This window comes from Bradyrhizobium sp. 17 (assembly GCF_023073515.1).
GTDB lineage: Bacteria > Pseudomonadota > Alphaproteobacteria > Rhizobiales > Xanthobacteraceae > Bradyrhizobium > Bradyrhizobium canariense_D.
This window is the reverse complement of sequence record NZ_JADPJQ010000130.1, coordinates 393,121-416,323: the sequence shown is the minus strand read 5'-3', so window position 1 is coordinate 416,323 and position 23,203 is coordinate 393,121. Positions and strand designations below refer to the sequence as shown.

22 protein-coding genes are annotated in these 23,203 nt (G+C 64.4%); 10 read left to right on the top strand and 12 right to left on the bottom strand.

Annotated features, from left to right (window positions below; translation table 11 throughout):
- Positions 1–64: 64 nt before the first annotated feature.
- Positions 65–760 (top strand): hypothetical protein, encoded by a 696-nt coding sequence (locus tag IVB13_RS40550; RefSeq protein WP_345956930.1) that lies wholly within the window; start codon positions 65–67, stop codon positions 758–760.
- A 145-nt stretch (positions 761–905) separates the two neighbouring features.
- Here IVB13_RS40550 and aspS read toward each other — a convergent pair whose 3' ends face one another.
- Entirely contained in the window at positions 906–2,678 is a 1,773-nt protein-coding gene (aspS, locus tag IVB13_RS38210) for an aspartate--tRNA ligase (protein WP_247368723.1), read from the bottom strand.
- Between the two features lie 194 nt (positions 2,679–2,872).
- Between aspS and IVB13_RS38205 the strand changes: the two genes are divergently transcribed.
- Positions 2,873–4,348: a protein adenylyltransferase SelO gene (locus IVB13_RS38205; RefSeq protein WP_247368344.1), complete on the top strand. Its 1,476-nt coding sequence runs from the start codon at positions 2,873–2,875 to the stop codon at positions 4,346–4,348.
- 86 nt (positions 4,349–4,434) lie between these two features.
- Here the strand turns inward: IVB13_RS38205 and IVB13_RS38200 are convergent, their stop codons facing one another.
- Complete coding sequence (locus tag IVB13_RS38200) at positions 4,435–5,424, bottom strand: zinc-dependent alcohol dehydrogenase family protein (protein WP_247368347.1); 990 nt, start codon at positions 5,422–5,424, stop codon at positions 4,435–4,437.
- Between the two features lie 102 nt (positions 5,425–5,526).
- Between IVB13_RS38200 and IVB13_RS38195 the strand changes: the two genes are divergently transcribed.
- Together IVB13_RS38195 and rnd are read left to right on the top strand one after the other, a co-directional pair.
- Positions 5,527–6,426, top strand: a complete 900-nt coding sequence (locus IVB13_RS38195) for a LysR family transcriptional regulator (RefSeq protein ID WP_085352952.1) — start codon at positions 5,527–5,529, stop codon at positions 6,424–6,426.
- A gap of 374 nt (positions 6,427–6,800) precedes the next feature.
- Complete coding sequence (gene rnd / locus IVB13_RS38190; RefSeq protein ID WP_018456286.1) at positions 6,801–7,952, top strand: ribonuclease D; 1,152 nt, start codon at positions 6,801–6,803, stop codon at positions 7,950–7,952.
- A gap of 107 nt (positions 7,953–8,059) precedes the next feature.
- On the opposite strand, the gene IVB13_RS38185 is transcribed toward rnd, so the two are convergent.
- The 5 genes from IVB13_RS38185 to IVB13_RS38165 all read right to left on the bottom strand — a co-directional run bounded on the left by IVB13_RS38185 (position 8,060) and on the right by IVB13_RS38165 (position 11,615).
- A complete protein-coding gene (locus IVB13_RS38185) occupies positions 8,060–9,442 on the bottom strand; it encodes an aspartate aminotransferase family protein (RefSeq protein WP_018456285.1) in 1,383 nt (460 codons plus the stop codon).
- Between the two features lie 158 nt (positions 9,443–9,600).
- Entirely contained in the window at positions 9,601–9,771 is a 171-nt protein-coding gene (locus tag IVB13_RS38180; RefSeq protein ID WP_007609402.1) for a hypothetical protein, read from the bottom strand.
- 30 nt (positions 9,772–9,801) lie between these two features.
- Positions 9,802–10,365, bottom strand: a complete 564-nt coding sequence (locus IVB13_RS38175) for an isochorismatase family protein (RefSeq protein WP_085352950.1) — start codon at positions 10,363–10,365, stop codon at positions 9,802–9,804.
- Between the two features lie 25 nt (positions 10,366–10,390).
- The gene (locus IVB13_RS38170) at positions 10,391–11,011 is read right to left on the bottom strand and encodes a GNAT family N-acetyltransferase (RefSeq protein ID WP_247492591.1); all 621 of its coding nucleotides are present in this window, start codon (positions 11,009–11,011) and stop codon (positions 10,391–10,393) included.
- Complete coding sequence (locus IVB13_RS38165) at positions 10,998–11,615, bottom strand: hypothetical protein (RefSeq protein WP_026233132.1); 618 nt, start codon at positions 11,613–11,615, stop codon at positions 10,998–11,000. Before IVB13_RS38165 ends, IVB13_RS38170 begins: the two co-directional genes overlap by 14 nt.
- A 71-nt stretch (positions 11,616–11,686) precedes the next feature.
- Here IVB13_RS38165 and IVB13_RS38160 point away from each other — a divergent pair, with 71 nt between their 5' ends.
- Entirely contained in the window at positions 11,687–12,727 is a 1,041-nt protein-coding gene (locus tag IVB13_RS38160; protein WP_018456281.1) for a LysR family transcriptional regulator, read from the top strand.
- Positions 12,728–12,807: 80 nt separating this feature from the next.
- Here IVB13_RS38160 and IVB13_RS38155 read toward each other — a convergent pair whose 3' ends face one another.
- The gene (locus tag IVB13_RS38155) at positions 12,808–13,968 is read right to left on the bottom strand and encodes an autotransporter outer membrane beta-barrel domain-containing protein (RefSeq protein WP_085352948.1); all 1,161 of its coding nucleotides are present in this window, start codon (positions 13,966–13,968) and stop codon (positions 12,808–12,810) included.
- Positions 13,969–14,346: 378 nt separating this feature from the next.
- Between IVB13_RS38155 and IVB13_RS38150 the strand changes: the two genes are divergently transcribed.
- Positions 14,347–14,553, top strand: coding sequence for a cold-shock protein (locus IVB13_RS38150; protein WP_007591938.1), 207 nt, complete (start codon positions 14,347–14,349; stop codon positions 14,551–14,553).
- A 94-nt stretch (positions 14,554–14,647) separates the two neighbouring features.
- Here the strand turns inward: IVB13_RS38150 and purN are convergent, their stop codons facing one another.
- Positions 14,648–15,301, bottom strand: a complete 654-nt coding sequence (purN, locus tag IVB13_RS38145) for a phosphoribosylglycinamide formyltransferase (protein ID WP_085352946.1) — start codon at positions 15,299–15,301, stop codon at positions 14,648–14,650.
- Positions 15,302–15,315: 14 nt separating this feature from the next.
- Entirely contained in the window at positions 15,316–16,389 is a 1,074-nt protein-coding gene (gene purM, locus IVB13_RS38140) for a phosphoribosylformylglycinamidine cyclo-ligase (protein ID WP_085352944.1), read from the bottom strand.
- Positions 16,390–16,544: 155 nt separating this feature from the next.
- On the opposite strand from purM, the gene IVB13_RS38135 reads away from it, so the two are divergent.
- The 4 genes from IVB13_RS38135 (at position 16,545) to ppx (ending at position 21,696) form a co-directional block, all read left to right on the top strand.
- Positions 16,545–17,087 carry a CDP-alcohol phosphatidyltransferase family protein gene (locus IVB13_RS38135; protein WP_026233129.1) on the top strand — a complete coding sequence of 181 codons (543 nt, stop codon included), beginning with the start codon at positions 16,545–16,547 and terminating at the stop codon, positions 17,085–17,087.
- 92 nt (positions 17,088–17,179) lie between these two features.
- Positions 17,180–17,857, top strand: a complete 678-nt coding sequence (locus tag IVB13_RS38130; protein ID WP_085352943.1) for a DnaA/Hda family protein — start codon at positions 17,180–17,182, stop codon at positions 17,855–17,857.
- 128 nt (positions 17,858–17,985) lie between these two features.
- Positions 17,986–20,178: an RNA degradosome polyphosphate kinase gene (locus IVB13_RS38125; protein ID WP_026233127.1), complete on the top strand. Its 2,193-nt coding sequence runs from the start codon at positions 17,986–17,988 to the stop codon at positions 20,176–20,178.
- Between the two features lie 15 nt (positions 20,179–20,193).
- Positions 20,194–21,696 carry an exopolyphosphatase gene (gene ppx, locus IVB13_RS38120; RefSeq protein WP_018456273.1) on the top strand — a complete coding sequence of 501 codons (1,503 nt, stop codon included), beginning with the start codon at positions 20,194–20,196 and terminating at the stop codon, positions 21,694–21,696.
- Positions 21,697–21,731: 35 nt separating this feature from the next.
- On the opposite strand, the gene IVB13_RS38115 is transcribed toward ppx, so the two are convergent.
- Complete coding sequence (locus IVB13_RS38115; RefSeq protein WP_085352939.1) at positions 21,732–22,592, bottom strand: TerC family protein; 861 nt, start codon at positions 22,590–22,592, stop codon at positions 21,732–21,734.
- A gap of 44 nt (positions 22,593–22,636) precedes the next feature.
- Positions 22,637–23,059 (bottom strand): nucleoside-diphosphate kinase, encoded by a 423-nt coding sequence (ndk, locus tag IVB13_RS38110; protein WP_018456271.1) that lies wholly within the window; start codon positions 23,057–23,059, stop codon positions 22,637–22,639.
- Positions 23,060–23,203: the final 144 nt, after the last annotated feature.

Below are 23,203 nucleotides of genomic sequence, written 5' to 3'. Positions count from 1 at the left end.
GGCGCCCTCGCCGGATCAGATGCTCGGGCTGTTCGGCGTGCTCGCAGGCGCGGAGATCAAGGGCGTGACGGCGCCGTTCAAGACCACCAATAAGCTGGTCATGATCGACACACTGAGCCTGGACTGGGGGCAGCTGGTCGGCTCGATCCCGAGCAAGGCGCATGTGGTTGCCAAATTTGTCACGCCAGCCGATCCATCCGGTCCAAAACAGCTTCCATTGATTGCCAGCGGGATCGACAAGCTCGCTATCGACCTCGATCTCGGCGCTGCCTGGACCGAACAGTCCAACAGCTTCGCTCTGACGCCCGCGACCCTCGACATCGGAGGCATCGCAAGAGCGCAACTGCGTATGGCGCTCGGCAACGTACCACGCGAGGTGTTTTCGGCCGATCCGGCCCAGCTCATGGGCCAGGCGGCCCGGATCGAGGCGGGCACGCTCGAATTCTCATTGCGCGACAGCGGCGTCATCGATCTCGTCGCGGCGCAGTTCGCGCGCATGCAGAATGTCAGCCGTGATACCGCACGCCAGGCGCTCGTCGAGAGCATCAAGGCTAAACGCGAGCAAGTTGCTTCCGCCAATCCGGATGCGAACGCGGCCGTGGACGCGATCGCCCGCTTCGTCGAGACGCCGGGCCAGACGCTTTCCATCAAGCTGTCCCCGCGCGCCAAGGCACCGCTGATGCAATTGATGCAGCTCTTGCAAACCGACCCACAGAGCGCGCTTGCGCAGTTCAGGATCGAGGCGTCGACGGGGCTGTAGGGAACGACGCTGCGCGCGGGGATGGCAGTTGGACCGGCGAAAATCCCTCCCCGTCATTGCGAGCGAAGCGAAGCAATCCAGAGTCACTCCGCGGAAAGATTCTGGATTGCTTCGCTTCGCTCGCAATGACGCGGTGGAGACAGCCTCACTTCTGCGGCAGGCTCACCTTCACGTGCAGCTCGCGGAGCTGCTTGGGGCTGGGCTCCGACGGTGCGCCCATCAGGAGGTCCATGGCCTGCTGGTTCATCGGGAACAGCGAGACCTCGCGCAGATTGTTGGTGCCGCACAAGAGCATGACGATGCGGTCGACACCGGCGGCCATGCCGCCATGCGGCGGGGCGCCGTACTGGAAGGCGCGGTACATGCCGCCGAAGCGATCGACGACTTCCTGCTCGCCATAGCCCGCGATCTCGAACGCCTTCACCATCGCTTCCGGCACGTGGTTGCGGATGCCACCCGAGGCGATCTCGTAGCCGTTGCAGGTGATGTCGTACTGGAACGCCTTGATGGTCAGCGGGTCCTGGCCCTTCAAGGTATCGAGACCGCCCTGCGGCATCGAGAACGGGTTGTGCGAGAAGTCGACCTTCTTGTCCTCGTCGTTGTACTCGTACATCGGGAAGTCGACGATCCAGGCCAGCTCGAACCGCTCCTTGTCGGTGAGGTTCAACTCCTCGCCGACCTTGTTGCGGGCCAACCCTGAAAATTTCCAGAACTTGTCGGGATCGCCGGCGACGAAGAAGGCGGCGTCGCCTTCCTTCACGCCGATCTGCGCGCGGATCGCGGCGGTGCGCTCAGCACCGATGTTGTTGGCAAGCGGACCGGCACCTTCGCCGCCCTCGCGCCACATGATGTAGCCGAGGCCGGGCTGACCTTCGCCCTGCGCCCAGGAGTTCATGCGGTCGCAGAAGGCGCGCGAGCCGCCACCCGGCGCCGGGATCGCCCAGACCTGGTTCTTGGGGTCCTCCAACATGCGCGCGAACACCTTGAAGCCGGAGCCGCGGAAGTGTTCGGAGACGTCCTGCATCTCGATCGGGTTGCGCAGGTCCGGCTTGTCGCTGCCGTATTTGCGCAAGGCTTCCGCGAACGGAATCCGGCGCCAGCCCTTGGTCACCGGCTTGCCCTTGGCAAACTCCTCGAACACACCCGTGATGACAGGCTCCATCGCGGCGAAGACATCGTCCTGCGTGACAAAGCTCATCTCGACGTCGAGCTGGTAGAACTCGCCCGGCAGACGATCCGCGCGTGGATCCTCGTCGCGGAAGCAGGGCGCGATCTGGAAGTAGCGATCGAAGCCCGACATCATCAAGAGCTGCTTGTACTGCTGCGGCGCCTGCGGCAGGGCATAGAACTTGCCGGGATGAATGCGCGACGGCACCAGGAAGTCGCGCGCGCCCTCCGGCGAGGACGCGGTCAGGATCGGCGTGTTGAACTCGAAGAAGCCCTGCCCCTCCATGCGCCGACGCATCGACTTGATGATTTCGACGCGCGTCATGATGTTCTGGTGCAGCTTCTCGCGACGCAGATCGAGGAAGCGGTACTTCAGGCGGATGTCTTCAGGATATTCCTGGTCGCCGAACACCGGCAGCGGCAGGTCGCCGGCCGGGCCCAGCACCTCGATCTCGCTGACATAGATCTCGATCTTGCCAGTCGGCAGATCGTCATTGTCGGTGCCTTCGGGGCGGCGACGGGCCTTACCGTCCATCCGCACCACGAATTCCGAACGCAGCTTTTCGGCCTGCGAGAACGCCGGCGAGTCCGGATCGACTACGCACTGGGTCAGGCCGTAATGGTCGCGCAGGTCGATGAACAGCACGCCGCCATGGTCGCGAACGCGATGGACCCAGCCTGAAAGGCGGACCGTCTCCCCGATGTTGCTCTCGCGGAGCGCGCCGCATGTATGTGACCGGTAGCGATGCATGGTCGTCCCAAATTCAATGTCGGAGGATCGAATCGAACCGCCGAAACGGCAGGTTCAAAGTTGCGGCAGGGTTTACCTCGGCAGGACGGGGGCGGCAACCAAGGGAACGGCCCGTTTTCGGCTGGAAGTGGCCATTTTTGCCCAATCTCGGCTCAAGCCTTTGCCATCAGGCGTTCCACGCCTATCTTGAGGCCATGACAGTCCATTTCCCGTTCCAGAACTCCTATTCGGCGCTGCCGGACAGCTTTTTCGCCCGGGTCGCACCGACGCCGGTGGCAGCGCCCCGGCTGATCAAGCTGAACCGGCCGCTGGCGGTCCAGCTCGGGCTGGATCCTGATGTGCTGGAAACCCCTGAGGGCGCCGAAATCCTGGCCGGCAAGACGGTTCCCGCCGGCGCCGATCCGATCGCCATGGCCTATGCCGGCCACCAGTTCGGGCAATTCGTTCCGCAGCTGGGCGACGGACGGGCGGTCCTGCTCGGCGAGGTCATCGACAAGGACGGCATCCGCCGCGACATCCAGCTCAAGGGCTCCGGTCCCACCCCATTCTCCCGCCGCGGCGACGGCCGTGCCGCGCTCGGGCCGGTGCTGCGCGAATACATCGTCAGCGAGGCGATGTTCGCATTGGGCATTCCCACCACGCGCTCACTCGCTACCGTCGTCACCGGCGAGCACGTCATCCGCGAGACCGCGCTGCCCGGCGCGGTGCTCACCCGCGTCGCCTCGAGCCATATCCGCGTCGGCACCTTCCAGTTCTTCGCCGTCCGCCGCGACACCGATGCCATTCGCCGGCTCGCCGACCACGTCATCGCCAGGCACTATCCGGAGCTGCTCGGCGCCGAGCGGCCCTATCACGCGCTGCTCGGTGGCGTCGTCGCACGCCAGGCCGATCTGGTCGCACGCTGGCTGCTGGTCGGCTTCATCCACGGCGTGATGAACACCGACAACTCATCGATATCAGGCGAGACCATCGATTACGGTCCGTGCGCCTTCATGGACGCCTACAATCCGTCGCAAGTGTTTTCCTCGATCGACGAGATGGGCCGTTACGCCTATGCCAACCAGCCGCGCATCGCGCTGTGGAATCTGACCCGGCTTGCCGAATGCCTGCTGCCGCTGTTTTCCGAGGATCAGGAAAAGGCGGTCGCCGAGGCCCAGGACATTCTTGGCGCCTTCTCCGACACGTTCAGCGACGCCTATCAGGCGGGCCTGCGCAAGAAAATCGGCCTGTTCACGGAGCGCGACGGCGACGACGCGCTGATCCAGGACCTGCTGGACGCCATGGCCAAGAACCAGGCCGACTTCACCCTCACCTTCCGCAAACTCGGCGACGCCGCTGGCGATCCGGCTGCTGACGATGCACGCGCGCAATTCATGGACCCCGCGGCGTTCGACGAGTGGGCCAGGCGCTGGCACGAGCGCACGGCGCTGGAGCCGCAAACCGCAGCCGAACGGCAAGCCGCCATGCACGCCGTCAACCCGATGTTCATCCCGCGCAACCACCGCGTCGAGGCCGTGATCCAGGCCGCGGTCAACGATGACGACTACACGCCGTTTGAGGAATTCGTGAAGGTGCTGGCTAAACCGTTCGAGGGCCAGCCGGACTATGCAGCCTACGCCGATCCGCCGCTGCCGGAGCAGCGGGTGCTGCAGACGTTCTGCGGGACGTGAGGCAAGCTCGGTGCGCACGTGGACGAGCCGAAGGCCTAATCCAGATGCGGGGGTGCCGAAATCGTTTGTTCAAGACGATCATTCGCTCAGATCGTTACCACGATCTTGCCGAACTGCTCGTTTGACTCCAGAAAGCGATGCGCTTCGCCGATCTCCTCAAACTGAAACGTTTTGGCGATGATCGGTTGCAATGCGCCGTCCCGCAGCCCGTCGAGGATGAAGGTCTTCGCCTTAGCAAGCCGCGCGGGGTCGCGGATGATCTCGTGCACGAGATAGCCGCGCAGCGTCAGGCTCTTGGTCAGTACGTTGACCAGCGGAAACGGCGTTGGCTCTGGGCTCAGGCCGCCATATTCGATGAGAACGCCACCCGGCGACATCGCGGCGGTGAGCGGCCCAAATATGGGACCGCCGACCGCGTCGAACACCACGCGAACGCCGTTTGAGCCAACAATGTCCTGCAGCCGTGACCGGATGTCCTCTTCCACGGAGGCGATAACGTCGGCGGCGCCAGCATCGCGCAGGGCCTGCAGCTTGATCGAGGTTCGCGTCACTGCAATCGGGATCGCACCGATCCGGTTCGCGATCTGAATCGCTGCAAGCCCGACGCTACTCGACGCCGCGGTGATGACTACGGACTCCCCTCGCTCCAGCCCAGCAATATCGACCAGAGCGCCGAACGCCGTCAGATATTGCATCCATACCGCGGCCGCGGCGTCGAAGCCGAGCTCGGGCGGGTGCTTCACGACGAACTCCGCCGGAAACGTGACGAGCTCGCCATAAGCCGGCCATCGCACCATCGACACGGGCGGCACGATGCTGACGACCTCGCCCGGCGAGAAGCCGCTCACGCCTTCGCCGATCGCCTCGACGATGCCGGCGGCCTCGAGACCGAGGCCGGACGGAAAGGTCGCGGTCTCGATATAGGTCCCCTTCCGCAAGAGCGCTTCCGCGCGATTGAGCCCGAGCGCCTTGACCCTGATCTGCACCTCGCGCCTCCCTGGCGGCGCGACGTCGACGGTCTCGATGCGCAGCACCTCGGGGCCACCATGTCTGTGGAAGCGAACGACGCGCGCCATGAACACATCCAAAACAATTGAATTCAATGGAGCTATGCCAACCGGGCGGCGCCGGATAAAGCGTGCAGAGGGGTGAACAGTCGAAACCAGGAGTTTGCAATCATGGACCGCCTGACCAGCATGGCCGTCTTCGTCAAGGCGGTTGATGTAGGCTCGTTCGCCGCTGCCGCCGATGCGCTCGAAATGTCGGCGCCAATGGTCGGCAAGCACGTTCGTTTCCTCGAGGAGCGCCTCGGCGTCCGCCTCCTCAACCGCACCACACGGCGCCAGAGCCTGACCGAGACAGGCCAAGCCTACTACGAGCGCTGCCGCACTGTGCTCGCTGAAGCCGTGGCCGCCGACGCCGTCGCTTCCGACGAATTGTCCGAGCCGCGTGGCCGGCTCCGCGTGACCATGCCTGCCCTGCTGGGCCGGCACTGCATCGCCCCCTTGCTGATGAAGCTCGCGCGACGATATCCCCATCTGGAGCTCGATCTCTCGTTCGGCGACCCGATCGCTGACATCATCGAGGGCCGCTACGATCTTGCGATCCGGACCGGCGATCTACACGATCAATCCGGCCTGATGACGCGGCGCATCGCAAGCCAGCGCATGGTGGTGTGCGGCACGCGCTCGTACTTGCGCGCCAACGGCAAGCCGAAATCGCTCGACGATCTTGCCCAGCATCAGGCGATCATCTATCGCCGCTCCGGACGCGTCCGGCCGTGGCTGTTTCCCCGCGAGGGCCAGCCTCCGAGCGAAATCGTGCCGGCGGGAAGGCTCAGGCTCGACGATCTCGACGCGATCGCGGACGCCGCGTCACAGGGGATGGGACTGGCCTGGCTGCCATACTGGCTAGTCCGCGAACGCCTACGCGCCGGTACACTCGTCACTCTGTTGAGCGGTCAGCCGGGATTTCTCTACGACTGCCACGCGCTCTGGCCACGCTCGCCCCGGATGCCGCCGAAAGTTCGCGCCGCCGTGGACGCCTTGGCGGCCGCCCTGCCGAAGCTCATGACCTGACGCCTGATGCCGTGACGCCTGCATAGCATGCCGCGGCCGTTAACCCCCCGTCCACCATCCGGCCCGACCCGCCGCCGGTAACCACGAGAATTAACAGACCCTCAATTCGCCCCCGACAAGTTTAGCAATGTTGCTGGGGGATTTTGCCGTGGATCTGTTGGTTTTCGAGTTCCTGGGGCTGGCGCTGGTCGCCATGTGCGTGGTCGTGGTGGCACTGCCCTGCGCGCGCAAACCCTCCCGGCGGGTCCGCTACGAATAGGATTTTCGTCGGAAAATGCGATTCCGGTCCAAATGCAAGGCTCGAATTCGCTTCGAGCCCCTTGACATCACAGCGCTTTCGGCAGAACGGCTGATGGACTTGTCATGGGCCGTTCATGGATTTGATTACCACCACCGCTGACCTTGCGGCTGCCTGCAGCCGGCTGGCCAAGCACCCCGTCATTACCGTCGATACCGAGTTCCTGCGCGAGACCACCTATTACCCGCTGCTGTGCGTGGTGCAGATGGCCAGCGCCGAGGAAGCAATCGTCATCGACACCCTGGCCGAGGGCATCGACCTCAAGCCGTTCTTCGAGCTGATGGGCAACGAGGGCGTGTTGAAGGTGTTCCACGCCGCCCGCCAGGACATCGAGATCATCTGGCACCAGGCGGGTATCATCCCGCACCCGGTGTTCGATACCCAGGTCGCGGCCATGGTGCTCGGCTACGGCGACAGCATCGCCTACGACGCCCTGGTCGAGAAGGTCACCGGACACCGCCCGGACAAGACCCACCGCTTCACCGACTGGTCGCGCCGGCCGCTGACCAAGGAGCAGATGCACTACGCCGTGTCCGACGTCACGCATCTGCGCGACGTGTTCGCAGCGCTCGATGCCGACCTTAAAAAGCGCCGGCGCAGCGAATGGGTCTCGATCGAGATGGAAGTCCTGACCTCGCCCAAGACCTACGACTTCCATCCCGAGCGCGCCTGGGAACGGCTCAAGACGCGGGTGCGCAAGCCCAAGGACCTTGCGGTCCTAATGGAGGTCGCCGCCTGGCGCGAGCAGGAGGCGCAGAGCCGCGACGTGCCGCGAGGCCGCGTGCTGCGCGACGAGGCCGTCAGCGACATCGCGACCCATGCGCCGAACACGATCGAGAAGCTCGCAAACCTGCGCTCCGTGCCGAAGGGTTTTGAGAAATCCAAATGGGGCGCCGACATCGTCGCCGCTGTCGAGCGCGGGCTGGCGCGCGATCACGCCACGCTGCCGAAGCTGGAAAAGCCGCGCAACAATAACAATGGCGCCGCGATCGTCGAACTGTTGAAGGTGTTGCTGCGCATGACCGCGGAGCGCCATGCGGTCGCCAGCAAGGTGATTGCGACCGTCGACGATCTCGAGGAGATTGCGGCCGACGACGAGGCCGACGTGCCGGCGCTACGCGGCTGGCGCCGCGAGCTGTTCGGCGAGGCCGCCCTGAAACTGAAGCGCGGCGAGCTGGCGCTGGCGGTCGAGAAAGGCCGCGTGATCGGGGTTCAGCGAGCGGAATAGCCCCGATGCCTCCCGATGTCGTCCTGGCCTAGTGCGCAATTGCGCACTAGGCCAGGACGACACCGGGGGTGTGATAGAGCGCTACGCTCACGCGTGAAGCGCCGTCCCTACGCCGGCGTCAGCTTCGCCACTTCCGGCTTCATGTCGTCCAGCACACCTGAAATCGCCGCGACCAGCTCGTCGATCTGAGTCTTGGTGACGATCAGCGGCGGGCAGATGGCAATGGCATCGAGCATGTTGCGCGAGATAACGCCGCGCTCCTGCAGCATGCGGCTGGCCATGCCGCCGACGGCGCCCGGCGTTGCCGCTGCGGTCTTGCGCGCCTTGTCCAGCACCAGTTCGATCGCAGCGATCATGCCGACACCGCGGACCTCGCCCACCAGTGGATGGCTGGTGAGTTCACGCAGCTTGCCTTGCATGTAGCCACCGAGCTCGGCGGCGTGCGCAACCAGGCCCCGCTCCTCGATGATCTTCAAATTCTCGAGCGCAATCGCCGAGCCGACCGGATGGCCGCCCGCGGTGAAGCCGTGGCCGAGCACGCCGATCTTGTTGCTCTCGTCGGCGATCGGTTCGAACATGCGATCGTTCATCATGATGGCCGACAGCGGGAAATAGCTCGAGGTGATCTGCTTGGAGACCACGATGGCGTCGGGCTTGATGCCGTAGGTTTCGCAGCCGAACATCTTGCCGGTGCGGCCGAAGCCGCAGATGACCTCGTCGGCGACCAACAGGATGTCGTACTTGTTCAGCACCTTCTGGATCTTGTCCCAATAGGTCGCCGGCGGCACGATGACGCCGCCCGCGCCCATCACCGGCTCGCCGAAGAACGCAGCGATCGTGTCCGGGCCTTCCTTCTGGATCAGCGCATCGAGTTCCTCGGCCCGCCGCGTCGCGAACGCTTCCTCGCTCTCCCCGGGCGCGCCATCCTTGTAGAAATGCGGCGAGCCCGTGTGCAGGATGTTCGGGAGCGGCAAGTCGAAAGAGCGGTGGTTGTTCGGCAGCCCGGTGAGGCTGGCGGACGCGATGGTGACGCCGTGATAGGCGCGCATCCGGCTGATCACCTTCTTGCGCTGTGGCTGGCCGAGCGCATTGGAACGATAGGCAATCAACTTCAGAACAGTGTCGTTGGCCTCCGAGCCGGAATTGGTGAAGAACACCTTGCTCATCGTAACAGGCGCGAGCGCGACCAGCTTCTCGGCGAGATCGATCGAGGGCCCGTGCGATTTGGCGGAGAACGTGTGATAGAACGGCAGCGCCAGCATCTGCTTGTGCGCGGCGTCGACCAGCCGCTTCTCGTTGAAGCCGAGTCCGACGCTCCACAGGCCTGCCATCGCCTCGAAATAGCGCTTGCCTGACGCATCGAACACGTAAGGCCCCTCGCCGCGTTCGATCACCAGGGGACCGGCCTGCTGATGGGCGCGCGCGTTGGTGTAGGGATGGAGCTGGTAGGCCACATCCCGGGCCTCTTGCGAATTGGGCAGCATGGACATTTGCAGGAATCCTTGAAAGCGTCACGTCGCCGGCGCGGCCAGCGTCATCACTCGATGATCCAGCTCCTTGGCTATTGCCACCGCGCAAAACTTGCAACGTCAATTCGTCGGCAGGAAGCGCTCAGCTGCGTTGCACAAAGCCGCACATCGGGCAGCTGTCACGCCGCACCGTCGTCATTCCCATCGCTATCGGCGGCAGCGGCCTCCCGCACCTCCACCAGCGCCATCGAGAGCAGATACACCGTCGTTGGCAGACCAAGACGGCGTGCCGCCTCGGCGGCACGCGACAGGTCGCTTGCCAGCTCCTCGAGCTGATCTCCCCGTGACAATGTCCCACTCCATCCGTCGATCGCGGCCGCCTACACCGCAACGGCGCCGCTGGTTCTGATCAGTTCGGCGCTGGACTGGATTGTAGCAAAATTCCCGATCACATTCACTACCGCATGCTTGTAGGCGGCAGCATCGCCAGTCCCCGGCTGCCGGCAGGCCACCGCGTCGGCCACCACCTGGAAGCGGTGACTGCGGTGAAACCCGTCAATAGCGGTGGCCAGGACGGTTTCGTCCAGGGAAAAGCCCGCGAGCACGCAACGGACATTGCGGATATTGGACATGTAGTCCACAAACCGCGCCGAACTGTAGGCCGACGGCAGCGGGTGCTCGAAGGTCATTTCTCCCGGCCGCGGCTTCGCCTCCGCGATCCAATCGGTCAGCTTGGATGCCGGATTGAACCAGGCCGCCTGCGCGATGCGCTTCAGATGCATCACCGGCCAGAGATTGTCGCGCCAGAACGTCAGCAGTTCCACGCAGCGCGCCGTTGCGGCATCGCCGTCGAGGATGACGTGGCGACGTCCGGGGGTCAGATATTCGACCTGGAGATCCGTGCAGACCAGGATCGGCGGATCGTCTGTGATGGAAACCAGCATGGTTTTGCGCGCAGCTGCACCAGTTTCAACGACCAGCGAGCGCGACGTCCCGCAGCGGCGACGTCACAGCCCGTCCTGCCGAGGCGTCGAGCACGCCCGGCCGGTCCCAATCGCCCTCGGGGCGGATGATCACGTAAGGATCGCTGTCCAGCGTAATGGCATCCGGACCCGGTTCGATCTCCAGCAGCATTTCTGTGTAGGAGAAGCCGGAAAATGTGATCTTGCGATTGTGACCAAGCGGCTTGGCGCCGAAATGGGCCCAGAAATCGACCAGCCGGTCCTGCGCCTGGCCGTAGATCTTGCGAAAGCCCTTGCGCTTCACATAGTCGACGCTCGCCTGTACCAGCTTGAACGAGACGCGCGACCGCCGGTATTGGTGCCGCACCGCAAGCCGTTCCACCTTGGCGAAATCGCCGAAGAACCGCACCCGCAGACAGCCCGCAGGCTCGTTGCCGACATAGCCGATGAAATGCGCGGCAACCATGTCGTTGCCGTCGAACTCTTCATCGAACGGGCAATCCTGCTCGGCGAGATAGACGGCTGAGCGGATCGAGGTGACCAGCATGAGATCGGTGAGATCGCGCGCGAGGCGAATGGTGATGGCGCGGGAATCGGGCTTGGCGAGAGGAATCCTAGTACCGTGCATCTGCAAAACTCCTTGCTTGGATGATCGCGCTCGGCATGCGCATCGGCTGCCGATGCCAGGGCCGCTCGTAGCACCAGAGGTCGGGTTGGAAGCTTGGAACAGGCTCGAAGCCTGTCGCTTTCATGATGTCGCGGCCGGCCACGGTTGACGGCTGCGCATAGCAATCCGCGTTGCGAAACCTTAGCTGTCTAAGATGAGCCGCGGCCTTGCCGAGACCGGCGACGCCGCGCCCCGTCGCCGCGATCGCCCAGATGTAGATAGCGGAAACGTCTTCCTTCGCGGACGCGAGATAGCGCGTCTCCGGCGCGGTGAGGCAGATCTCGTCGAGCAGCAACGCATCATGCCCGCGATCGTTGAGAAACAGGAAGGCCATGCCGCCGACAAGGTTGCCCTTCCGGCTGAAAGTCAGGATGCTCTCGGGATCGAAGGCGAAATATTTTGCAAGCTCAGTCGCCCCGATCCGAACGCCCGGCACCAGCCGGTGCGCCAACTGCGAAAGCGCGGCGATTTCGGAAAATTTGGCGCGACGGACGTCGACATCCGGACTGAGCGGCAGCGCGTCGAAATCATGCCTTGCGGCAAACGAGCCCCTTTCCATACTCATGTCGCCCCTCTATCGTTCGCGGCTTTCGTGCCCCGCTATGGCGATGAGCTTAGCGGCTGGGGATCAGGCGTATGCAGCAGTTATTGCACCGGGGTGCTGCGGTGATGCAGCACCGTGAAGAAACCCTGGACATGTCCTGGGACGATTTGAAACTGTTTTTAGCTTGCGCAAAATATAAAAGCTTCCGCAACGCCGCCGAGGAGCTCGGGCTCACCTCCACCACCCTGATGCGCAGGATCGACCGGCTCGAAGAGAGCATCGACTGCAAGCTGTTCCTGCGCGACCAGAGCGGGCTCACGCTCAGCGACGAAGGCAGCGCGATGATCGCCGACGTCGCGCACATGGAGCGTCATGCCTTCAATGTGTTCCGGCGTGCTTCGCGATCGTCGAACGATATGTCAGGCACCGTGCGCGTCGCGGTGACGGAAGGCCCCGGCAATTTCTGGATTCTGCCGCGACTGATCGATTTCCAGAAAACCTATCGCAAGATCACCGTCGACCTGCGCTGCGCGATGGAACAGGCCGACGTCGCGCGGCTCGAATCCGATATCGCGATCCAGCTCGAGCCGCCGACCAATCCCGATCTGATCGTCGCCAAGCTCGGCCGCCTGCACATCTATCCCTTCGTCTCCAAGGAGTACGAAAACCTCTACGGCGTGCCCGCGACCCTGGCCGAGCTGAAGAACCACCGCATCATCAAGCAGAGCGCCCCGCAGGTCGACGACGGCGCCTACGCCCGCGTGCTCGGACTGAAGTCGCTCGAGGGCATCGTCGGGATCAAGACCAACTCCTCGGTCGGCGTGCTCTATGCGGTGGAGCGCGGCGCCGGCATCGGATTCCTGCCGACGGTTTCGATCGCGCTCGGCGCCCCGCTGGTTGCCGTCGATCTCGGCGTCAGCCACCACGCCGATCTCTGGCTCACCTATCATAAGGAGTTCCGCGCCTCCGAGCGCCACAAGATCGTGGTCGATTGGCTGAAGAAAATCTTCGATCCCAAGATCCATCCCTGTTTCCGCGACGAGTTCATCCACCCGAACGCGCTGGCGCCGATGATGACGGCCGCGCGCGCGGCCTTTGGATTGACGGGTTATGTCGCGGCAATGCCGACTTAAAGCTCGAGCATGATGCTTTCGTAAAACCGCTTCGCAGTTTTCCGGGATCCTCCTCTGGGCCGACGCGGGCAGGCTTCGCTTCACCACCGATATTCGAAGCCGACCGTGCCCTGGTGCGACGTCAGCTCGTTGCGGAACTTGCCGTCGTAGTTGACGTAGAGCCGCGCCGTGTTGGTCAGGCTGAGCGAGGCCGAGGCGCCTGCATCCGTACCGTAGCGGCTCTCGCCGATGCCGGGCACGACGATGCTCTGGGTCCCGAGGCTGACCTGCACCGATCCCAGGTTCTGATAGAAATTGTCGACGAACTTGCCGTAGGCGGACAGGTCCAGGATCTTCTGGTCGAAGATGAAGTAGCGCCCGATCTCGGCTCCGATCATGACGCGCGCGCGCGAGAGCGCCGTCGAGCCGACATTGAGTGGATCGAGGCCGCCAACCTCCTGGAACGCGACGCTGGTGGCGCGGACATATTCCAGTGCGCCCTTGGGCACGATGCGCATGTGGTCCTTGGTCCAGTAATAGCTGATCTCGGTCAGCGCGCCGTCGATTGCGGCGCGATAACCCGCGGTCGCAAGTCCCAGGCCAGTATCCCGGCTGGAGCGGACCTTGCCGAAGCCGTGCACCACCGCGAAGGCCCAGGTCCAGGGGCCCTTGTCGACCGAGCCGCTGAAGCCGAGTTGCGTCAGATCCAGCGTGGCGGACTGAAGTGCGAGCGGCACGTCGATATCGGTGTGGCTCTGGTCGACGGAGAAGCCGAGATTGACACCCGGCGCGAGCCGCGCGCCAAAGCCTGCGACACCGCCAAACGTCTTGCGCTTGTCGCCGACAAAGTCTCCTTGCGCATCCGTCCGGACCGAGATGCCATAACCCTCGAACCAGGTGCGGTAGCGCGGGTCTTCCGTGCTCGCCGACGCGCCGCCGCCGCCGGGATTGGTCCGAAACGCCCGGTTGACGCCGCCAGATGCCTGGTTTCCGAGCCGCTCCAGGAAATTCGAGCCGAGATTGAGCGAGCTGTTGCCGGCCGACTGGTCGTAATTGGTCGCGGTCGGCATCGGAATTGGCATCGGAATCGGCGTCGGTGACGGCGTGGGTGTCGGGGTCGGCGTGGGCGTGGGACTCTGCGCAAAGCCTGATGTCGTCGACAGTACCATGATGAGAGCAAACGCCACGGCAGCCGCGATCCAGCGGACGCGGTTCAGCCTGATCGCCTGCCGTGTCTCTGAGGGCTGCGAAATGCAGCACATGGCGACAAATCCTGAAGCAAAGGGCGGCGCGCAAAAAAGCAACAGGAGCGGCGCACGCGTGCCGCGATTTGTTCCGAACTGTTACTGAGGGTCAACCGGCTGGCGCGTCCCGGCAAAGGCATTGCTTCCGATTGTGGTTCCGCGGCCACAGGTCGCAAATTGCGGACGGGCACTCGGGTCGAAGTCTTGAAATTCGCGCGCGGCTTGCTAACGGGCGATTTTCATGTTGCAATATCGGACACAATCGGAATTGGCCGCTCGACTGTGCGTTTCGCGACTTTGAGACTCAAGACTCGAACAGACTACCGGAAGCCCGTTTGTGGCGTGGCACGCGAAAAGCGGCCGCGTCGTTTTTGTATCTAGCGGAGGAGACTGAGGATGCCGCAAAAGGGCACCGTCAAATGGTTCAACCCGACCAAGGGCTATGGGTTCATCAAGCCGAACGGCAGTGACAAGGACGTCTTCGTCCACATCTCCGCCGTCGAGCGCGCCGGACTCTCGACCCTCAATGAAAATCAGGTGGTTGAATACGATCTCGTGGAGAACCGCGGCAAGGCATCCGCGGAGAACCTCAAGGTTTCCTGATTTCTCTCGCGGTCTGCGCAAGAGATCATGACGTTGCCCCCGGCTCTGCCGGGGGTTTTTGTGGAATGAGAAGTATTCCGAGTGCGACGGCGCTTCACCGCACCAACGGCGAAACCAGAAAATTCTCCGACGGCCCGCTGCCCGCGGTCTTGCACACATCGCCCTCGATCTGGACCTTGCCGGTCGCGAGCAGGCTCAGTGCTGCGGGATAGATGCGGTGCTCGACTTCAAGGATACGCTCCGACAGCGTGTCCGCCGTGTCGTCGTCGCTGACGGGAACCGCGCCCTGCATCACGATTGGGCCGGCGTCGGTCTCGGGGATCACGAAGTGCACCGTCGCGCCGGACAGCTTGACGCCGGCGCGCAAGGCCTGGCCGTGCGGGTCGAGACCGGGGAAGGACGGCAGCAGCGAGGGATGAATGTTGAGCATCCGCCCGTACCACGCCTTGGTGAATTCGGCCGTGAACAGGCGCATGAAGCCGCCGAGGCAAATCAGCTCGATGCCGTGCTGATCGAGTGCTGCTTGCAGCACCTTCTCGAAGCCGGCGCGGTCCTTGCCGAACGGCTTGCTTTCGATCACCAGCGTCTTCACGCCGCTCGCTTTGGCCCTTTCCAGCCCCAGCGCATCGGCCTTGTTCGAGATGACGAGCGAAATCTCCGCCGGAAAATCCGGCGCGGCCGCGCCCTTGATCAGCGCAGCCATGTTGGAGCCACGGCCGGAAATCAGGATGGCGACGCGGCGTTTCATTACAGCGCCGGTCATTACAGCGCCAGGTCGAGATGGCCGTTATAGACGACGCGGTGCTCGCCCTCGGCCGGGATCACGCTGCCGAGCTGTGCCACGGTCTCACCGGCGTCAGTGAAGATCTCCACGACCTCTTCGACCTTGTCCGGCTCGACAATCGCGATCATGCCGATCCCACAATTGAAGGTCCGCAGCATTTCGAGCTCGGCGATGCCGGCCTGCGCGGCCAGCCATTTGAACACCGGCAGCACTGGCAGGCGCGCCAGATCGATACCGACGCCGAGATGCTTCGGCAGCACGCGCGGAATGTTGTCGGTGAAGCCGCCGCCGGTGATGTGGGCAAGCCCCTTCACCGCGCCGGTCTCGCGGATCGCGCGCAGGCAGGATTTGACGTAGAGACGCGTCGGCGTCAGCAACGCGCCGCCGAGCGTCATGACGGGCGCAAACGGCGCCTGCGCCCCGAAGCCGAGGCCGGATTGTTCCACGATCTTGCGCACCAGCGAGAAACCGTTGGAGTGCACGCCCGACGAAGCGAGCCCGATCACGGCATCGCCGGCGGCGATGTCCTTGCGCGGCAAGAGCGTGCCCCGCTCCGCGGCGCCGACGGCAAAGCCGCCGAGGTCGTAGTCGCCGTCTTTGTAGAGGCCGGGCATCTCGGCCGTCTCGCCACCGATCAGGGCGCAGCCGGATTCGCGGCAGCCTTCGGCGACACCGGCGACGATCGACGCGGTCGCCTCCGGATCGAGCTTCCCGCAGGCAAAATAGTCGAGGAAGAACAGCGGCTCGGCGCCCTGCACCACGAGGTCGTTGACACTCATGGCGACGAGGTCGATGCCGATCCCGCCATGCAGGCCGGTCTCGATCGCGATCTTGACCTTGGTGCCGACGCCATCGGTCGCGGCCACCAGGATGGGATCCTTGAAACCGGCCGCCTTGAGATCGAACAGGCCGCCGAATCCGCCGATTTCGGCGTCGGCGCCGGGCCGTGCGGTGGCGCGCACCATCGGCTTGATCAGGTCGACCAAGCGGTTGCCCGCATCGATATCGACGCCTGAATCGGCGTAAGTGAGGCCGTTTTTGCGGTCGGTCATGCCCGATTTCCAGTGGGTTTGCGGCTGGTTACGTCGAATTCCGGGGACGCGCAATGGCTCGCATGGCGCGCCGCCGTATACTATGTAGAGATATCAACCGGTTCAGCCTCCAAAGGGCCGAATTCGAGGTCAGGCCGGGTGCCGGGAAGCGCCGTGTGAGTATACCGAACATCATTACTTTGGGCCGCATCATGCTGGTCCCGATCATCGTCTGGGCCATCGTGTCGAGCCAAATGGAGGTGGCGTTCGCCGTATTCCTGATCGCCGGTATCAGCGACGCGGTCGACGGCTTCCTTGCCAAGCGCTTCAACATGACGAGCGAGCTCGGCGCCTTGCTCGACCCGCTCGCCGACAAGGCGCTGCTGGTCTCGATCTACATGGCGCTCGGCATCTGGGGCGCGATTCCGCGCTGGATCGTCATCCTGGTGGTCTCGCGCGACATCATGATCGTCGCCGCCGTGATCATATCGTGGCTGTTCGACCGACCTGTGGAGATGAAGCCCTCAAAGGTATCCAAGCTCAACACTGTGGCCCAGGTGGCGTTCGCGGCGCTGGTGCTGGCCGCCCTCGCCTTCGGCTTCAAACCCGGTCCTTATGATATAATCCTGATGGGCCTCGTCACGGTCTTCACGCTCTCCTCCGTGTCGCTCTATCTTGTCGAATGGTTGCGGCACATGAGCACGATCGAGGCCAAGTGAGTTGGGAGCGGCCCCGTAAAAGGCCAACTCCCGCTCGATTAGGTCGCATCTCGTCAAACGAAGCCGGCACGCCGGCACGGAGCAAAGCAAGCGTGCCAGGCCGCGTTCATCCCCGACAGTTGGCGTTTTCGCTTCCGCATGCGGAGAGCCTGAGCCGGGACAATTTCCTCGAAGGCCCCGTCAACGCCGCCGGTCTTGCCCTCATCGACGCCTGGCCGGAATGGCCGAACCGAATCATGTGGCTGGCCGGCCCGGAAGGAAGCGGCAAGAGCCATCTCGCCGCGATCTGGGCCGAGGCTTCAGGCGCCCGCTCGACCACGGCCAATGGGCTGACCGCCGAGGCCGTCCCGGCTGCGCTCGCCACCGGCGCGCTGGTGGTCGAGGATCCCAAAGCCAGGGAATTCGACGAGCGCGCCCTGTTCCATCTGATGAATCTGGCCCGCGAGGACGGCGCCTACGTCCTCTTCACCGGACGCGAGGTGCCCGCGTCTCTCGAGATCGAGCTCGCCGACCTGCGCTCGCGGCTCCGCGCCGTCCCCGTTGTCTCGCTGCTGCCGCCCGACGACCAGCTCTTCCGCGGCCTGATCGTCAAGTTCTGCGCCGACCGCCAGCTCGCGGTGGACGAGAGCGTGGTCAGCTACCTCGCCACTCGCCTGGAGCGGTCCTCGGCCGCCGCCCGACGGGCTGTGGACCTGCTGGACAGCGAGGCCTTGCGCCTCGGCCGCCCCGTCACCCGGGCCCTGGCGGCCGAGCTGCTCCGGGATGTCTGACCAAGGCGGGTTGACGCGGCCGGGCGGCGGAACATCAATGTCATCGAAACGTCATCGCTCTAACACATGCTCCCGCGGGTTTTGCGCGTAAGTCGCAAATTGGGGCGAACTGGATGGACCGACTTCTGATGGATTCTGCGCAAGCTGTTGAAGTTAAAGAAAAAGCCCCGGAAGCCGAAGGCCCGCCGGCGATCGCATCGAGCCCCGAGCGGTTCATCAATCGCGAGCTTTCCTGGCTGCACTTCAACCGCCGCGTCCTGGAGGAATCGGTCAATCCCAGCCACCCCATGCTGGAGAGGGTGCGATTCCTGTCGATTTCAGCGAATAACCTCGACGAGTTCTTCATGGTCCGCGTCGCCGGCATCAAGGCCCAGGTGCGCGAGGGTATTGCTGAGCGCAGCCCCGACGGTCTGACCCCGTCCGAGCAGCTCGCGCTCATCAACCGGACCGTCTCGCAGCTTGCCTCCGACCAGCAGGCAATCTGGCGCGACCTGCGCGGCACGCTCGCCGACGAGGGTATCGTGCTGGTCGAGGGCAAGGAGGTCACCAAGGCGGAACGAACCTGGGTCGAGGACTACTTCCTCAGCAACGTGTTCCCGCTGCTGACGCCGCTCGCGATCGACCCGGCCCACCCCTTCCCGTTCATTCCGAGCCTCGGCTTCACCATCGCGCTCCAGCTCACGCGCGCCGCCGACGGCAAGCAGATGAACGCGCTGATCCGCATGCCCGGCAAGATCGACCGCTTCATCCGTCTGCCGGCTGACGGCAAGGTCGTCCGGCTGATCTCGCTGGAGCAGGCCACCGCGCTGTTCATCAACCGCCTGTTCCCCGGCTACAATCTTCACGGCCAGGGCGCCTTCCGCGTCCTCCGCGACTCCGAACTCGAAATCGAGGAAGAGGCCGAGGATCTCGTCCGCCTGTTCGAGACCGCGCTGAAGCGCCGCCGCCGCGGTTCGGTGATCCGACTCGAGATCGACGCCAAGATGCCGGAGCAGCTGCGCAGTTTCGTGCAGCACGCGCTGTCGACCGCCGACGACGAGGTGTTCCTGGTCGATGGCGTGCTCGCCATGAACGAGCTCTCGCAGCTCACCCGCCTTGACCGGCCCGATCTCGAATTCACCCCTTACGTGCCGCGCCATCCCGAGCGCGTGCGCGAGCAAGGCGGCGACATCTTCGCTGCGATCCGGCAGAAGGACCTCGTCGTCCATCACCCCTACGAATCCTTCGACGTCGTGGTGCAGTTTCTCCAGCAGGCGACGCGCGACCCCGACGTCGTCGCCATCAAGCAGACGCTCTACCGCACCTCCAGCAACTCGCCGATCGTGCGCGCGCTCGTGGAAGCCGCCGAAGCCGGCAAATCCGTCACCGCGCTGATCGAGCTGAAGGCCCGCTTCGACGAGGAGGCCAACATCCGCTGGGCGCGCGACCTCGAACGCGCCGGCGTGCAGGTCGTCTACGGCTTCCTCGAACTGAAGACCCACGCGAAACTCTCGATGGTGGTGCGGCGCGAGGGCGGCAGCCTCACGACCTACGTCCACACCGGCACCGGCAATTACCACCCGGTGACCGCGCGCATCTACACCGACCTCTCCTACTTCACCTCGGAGCCGACCATCGGCCGCGACGCCGCGCGCGTGTTCAACTTCATCACCGGCTACGCTGCGCCGAGCGATCTGGAAAAGATGGCGGTGTCTCCGCTGACCCTGCGCAAGCGCATCATCGAGCACATCCAGGGCGAGACCGCGCATGCGCGGCACGGCCGGCCTGCTGCGATCTGGATGAAAATGAACGCGCTGGTCGACCCCGACATCATCGACGCGCTCTACGAGGCCTCACAGGCCGGCGTGCAGGTCGAACTCGTGGTGCGCGGTATCTGCTGCCTGCGTCCCGGCATTCCCGGCTTGTCGGAGAACATCCGCGTCAAGTCGATCATCGGACGATTCCTCGAACACGGCCGAATTTACTGCTTCGGCATGGGCCAGGGCCTGCCGAGCGCGAAAGCGGCTGTGTATATCTCCTCAGCCGACATGATGCCGCGCAACCTCGACCGCCGCGTCGAGGTGCTGTGTCCGCTGCAGAATCCCACGGTGCATCAGCAGGTTCTCGAACAGATCATGGTCGCGAATCTCAAGGACAATGAACAGAGCTGGCAATTGTTGCCGGACGGGTCCTCAACGCGTATGAAGACCGCGAAGGGCGAGGAGCCTTTCAACGTCCACAACTACTTCATGACAAATCCGAGTCTGTCTGGCCGTGGTAAGTCGCTCAAGGAATCCTCGCCGCGCCGCCTCACGCGCCGTAATGAACGTCATCAATCCTGATCCGGGATCGTCGACGTGAAGCGGCCGCGCAAGCGCGGCTCGAGCGTCGCGGTCATCGACATCGGCTCCAACTCGGTCCGTCTCGTCGTCTACGAGGGACTGACGCGGAGCCTCATTCCCATCTTCAACGAGAAGACGCTGTGCGGCCTCGGGCGCGAAGTGCAGAGCACGGGACTGCTTGCGCCCGACGCCGTCGACAAGGCGCTGACCTCGCTCAAGCGCTTCCATGCGCTGTGCCGGGTCATGCAGGTCGGGCGGGTGTTTGCGATTGCGACCGCCGCCTGCCGTGATGCCTCCAACGGCGCCGACTTCATCGCGAAAGCCGAGCGCATCTGCGCGGTGAAGATCGAGATCCTGTCGGGCCCGCGCGAGGCGCGGCTGTCGGCGCTTGGCGTGATCTCCGGCATCCATCATCCTGACGGCATCGTCGGCGACCTCGGCGGCGGCTCGCTCGAACTGATCGACGTGCGCAAAAACACCGTGCGCAGCGGCGTGACGCTGCCGCTCGGCGGCCTCGCGCTGCAGGACCTCGCGCATAAATCCCTGAAACGCGCCGACCGCATCGTGCGCGAAGCGCTCGATGGGGTGCCGCAGCTCAAGGCGGGGAGCAGCCGCAGCTTCTACGCGGTCGGCGGCACCTGGCGCGCGCTTGCGCGCATCCACATCATCCAGAGCGGCTATCCGCTGCAGGTGATGCACGGCTATTCGATTTCGGCGGCCGAGGCGCTCGATTTCTCGCGTCGTCTCCGCCGGCTTGCGGCCGCCGGCATGCTCGCCGACATCGAGATCGTCGCCGATGCCCGGCGTCCGCTCCTCACCTATGCGGCGCTGGTGCTCGAGCACATCATCCGGGTGGCGAAGCCGAAGACCATCGTGTTCTCGACCTTCGGCGTGCGCGAGGGCCTGCTGCACGAGAAGCTGCCGGAGTCCGAGCGCAACAAGGACGGACTGATCTGCGCGGCCGAGGAGCTGAACCAGCTGCTGTCGCGTTCGGCAAAGCACGCCCGCGAGCTGATCGCCTGGACCGACCGCCTCGCGCGCGTGGTGAAGCTGCGCGAGACCGAAGAAGACCGCCGCCTGCGCCACGCCGCGTGCCTGCTGTCCGACATCGGGTGGCGCGTGCATCCCGACCATCGCGGCGAGCAGACGCTGAGCCTCGTCGTCAACGGTAATTTCGGCGCGATCACCCACACCGAGCGCGCCTTCGTCGGGTTGTCCGTGTTCTATCGCTATGCGGGCCTCAGCGAGGAGAACCAGCCGCCGGTCGCCATGCAGGAGCTGCTGACGCCGGCGCAGCTCGAACGCGCCCGCCTGCTGGGCGCGGCCTTCCGCGTCGCACATCTGATCTCGGCGGCGCGTCCGGGCGTCTTGCCCGCGACGCATTTCCGCAGCATGGGCCGCAAGCTGTTGCTGGTGTTCGAGCACCGCCTCGGCGATCTCGTCGCGGATCGAGTCGGCAGCCGCTTCCGCGCGCTCGCCCGCCTGATCAACCGCGCCGGCTCGATCGTCCGACGCTAGCGCTTTTCCCAAGAGATCATGCTCAAAAGATAGATCTACTCCGCCGAGGCCTTGACGTGGCGTTCGGAGGACTCCAGCGCGGCCGCGCTCATGCTGCGGCGGCGCCAGATGGAGCCGACGACCAGCACGACAACGACGCCGAGAGCTGCGCAGAGATATTCGCCGCCTCCGCCGCCATGGGCGAATTGCGGCGGGATGCGCAAGGCGCCGAGCATGTTGTCGAGCGAAGCGCCGAACGGACCGTCGAACAGCGCATGCAGCCTCGGCGCGATGCCGGGATCGGTCGCGATCACTTCGCCCGCGATCCAGCCGAGCAGCGCCGCGCCGGCCCACACCAGAACCGGCAGCTTTGCGAGCAGCGCCATGATCAGCGCCGCGCCGGCGACGATCAAGGGCACGCTGATGGCAAGACCGAGCACCAGCAAGGGCACGCTGCCATTGGCGGCCGCGGCCACCGCAATGACGTTGTCCAGGCTCATGACGATGTCGGCAACGACGACGATCTGCACGGCCTGCCACAGATGCGACGCCGACTCGACGCCGTCCTCGTCCTCTTGCTCCGGCACCAGCAGCTTGGCCGCAATCACGATCAGCGCGAGGCCGCCCACCAGCTTGAGGTACGGCAACTCCATCAGGCTCGCGACGATCCCCGTGAAGATGATCCGCAGCAGCACCGCGGCGCCCGCACCGAGGATCATGCCCCACAGCCGATGCCGCGGCTTGAGGCCGCGACAGGCAAGCGCGATCACCAGCGCATTGTCGCCGGACAAGAGGATGTTGATCCAGATGATCTTGCCGACCGCGACCCAAAAGGTCGGTTCGGCCATCTCAACGCGGAACTGGGTGAAGAATGCCCCGATCGTAGCGGGATCGAAGATCTGCCAGAGCCAGTTCACACTACGTCCTTTCGCCGCGTCTCGTTACCTTATCGGCTGACGGATCAGCCGACGATCTCGTTGCCCGAGAAGAACTGCGCGATCTCGATCGCGGCGGTCTCCGGCGCATCCGAGCCGTGCGCGGAGTTCTCGCCGATCGACTTTGCGTAGAGCTTGCGGATGGTGCCGTCAGCCGCCTTGGACGGATCGGTCGCGCCCATCACGTCGCGATACTTGGCGACGGCACCCTCGCCTTCCAGCACCTGGACGACCACGGGGCCCGACGTCATGAACTCCACGAGCTCACCGAAGAAGGGGCGCGCCTTGTGGACCGCATAGAAGGTCTCGGCCTGTTCCTTGGTCATGCGGATACGCTTCTGCGCGACGATGCGCAGGCCCGCCTTCTCGATCACGGCGTTAACCGCACCGGTGAGATTGCGCGCGGTGGCGTCGGGCTTGATGATCGAGAAGGTGCGTTCGATGGCCATGATGTTGTCCTTGAAGAGAAAACAGTGGTTCGGAGTTGCCGGGCTTATATCGGCGCCTTCGCGATACGGCAAGCGACCGCCCAAACGGGCTCGCGGGCGCTTCGCCGCAGGCCGAGGGCGAGTGTTCACCTGAACCGATACTTG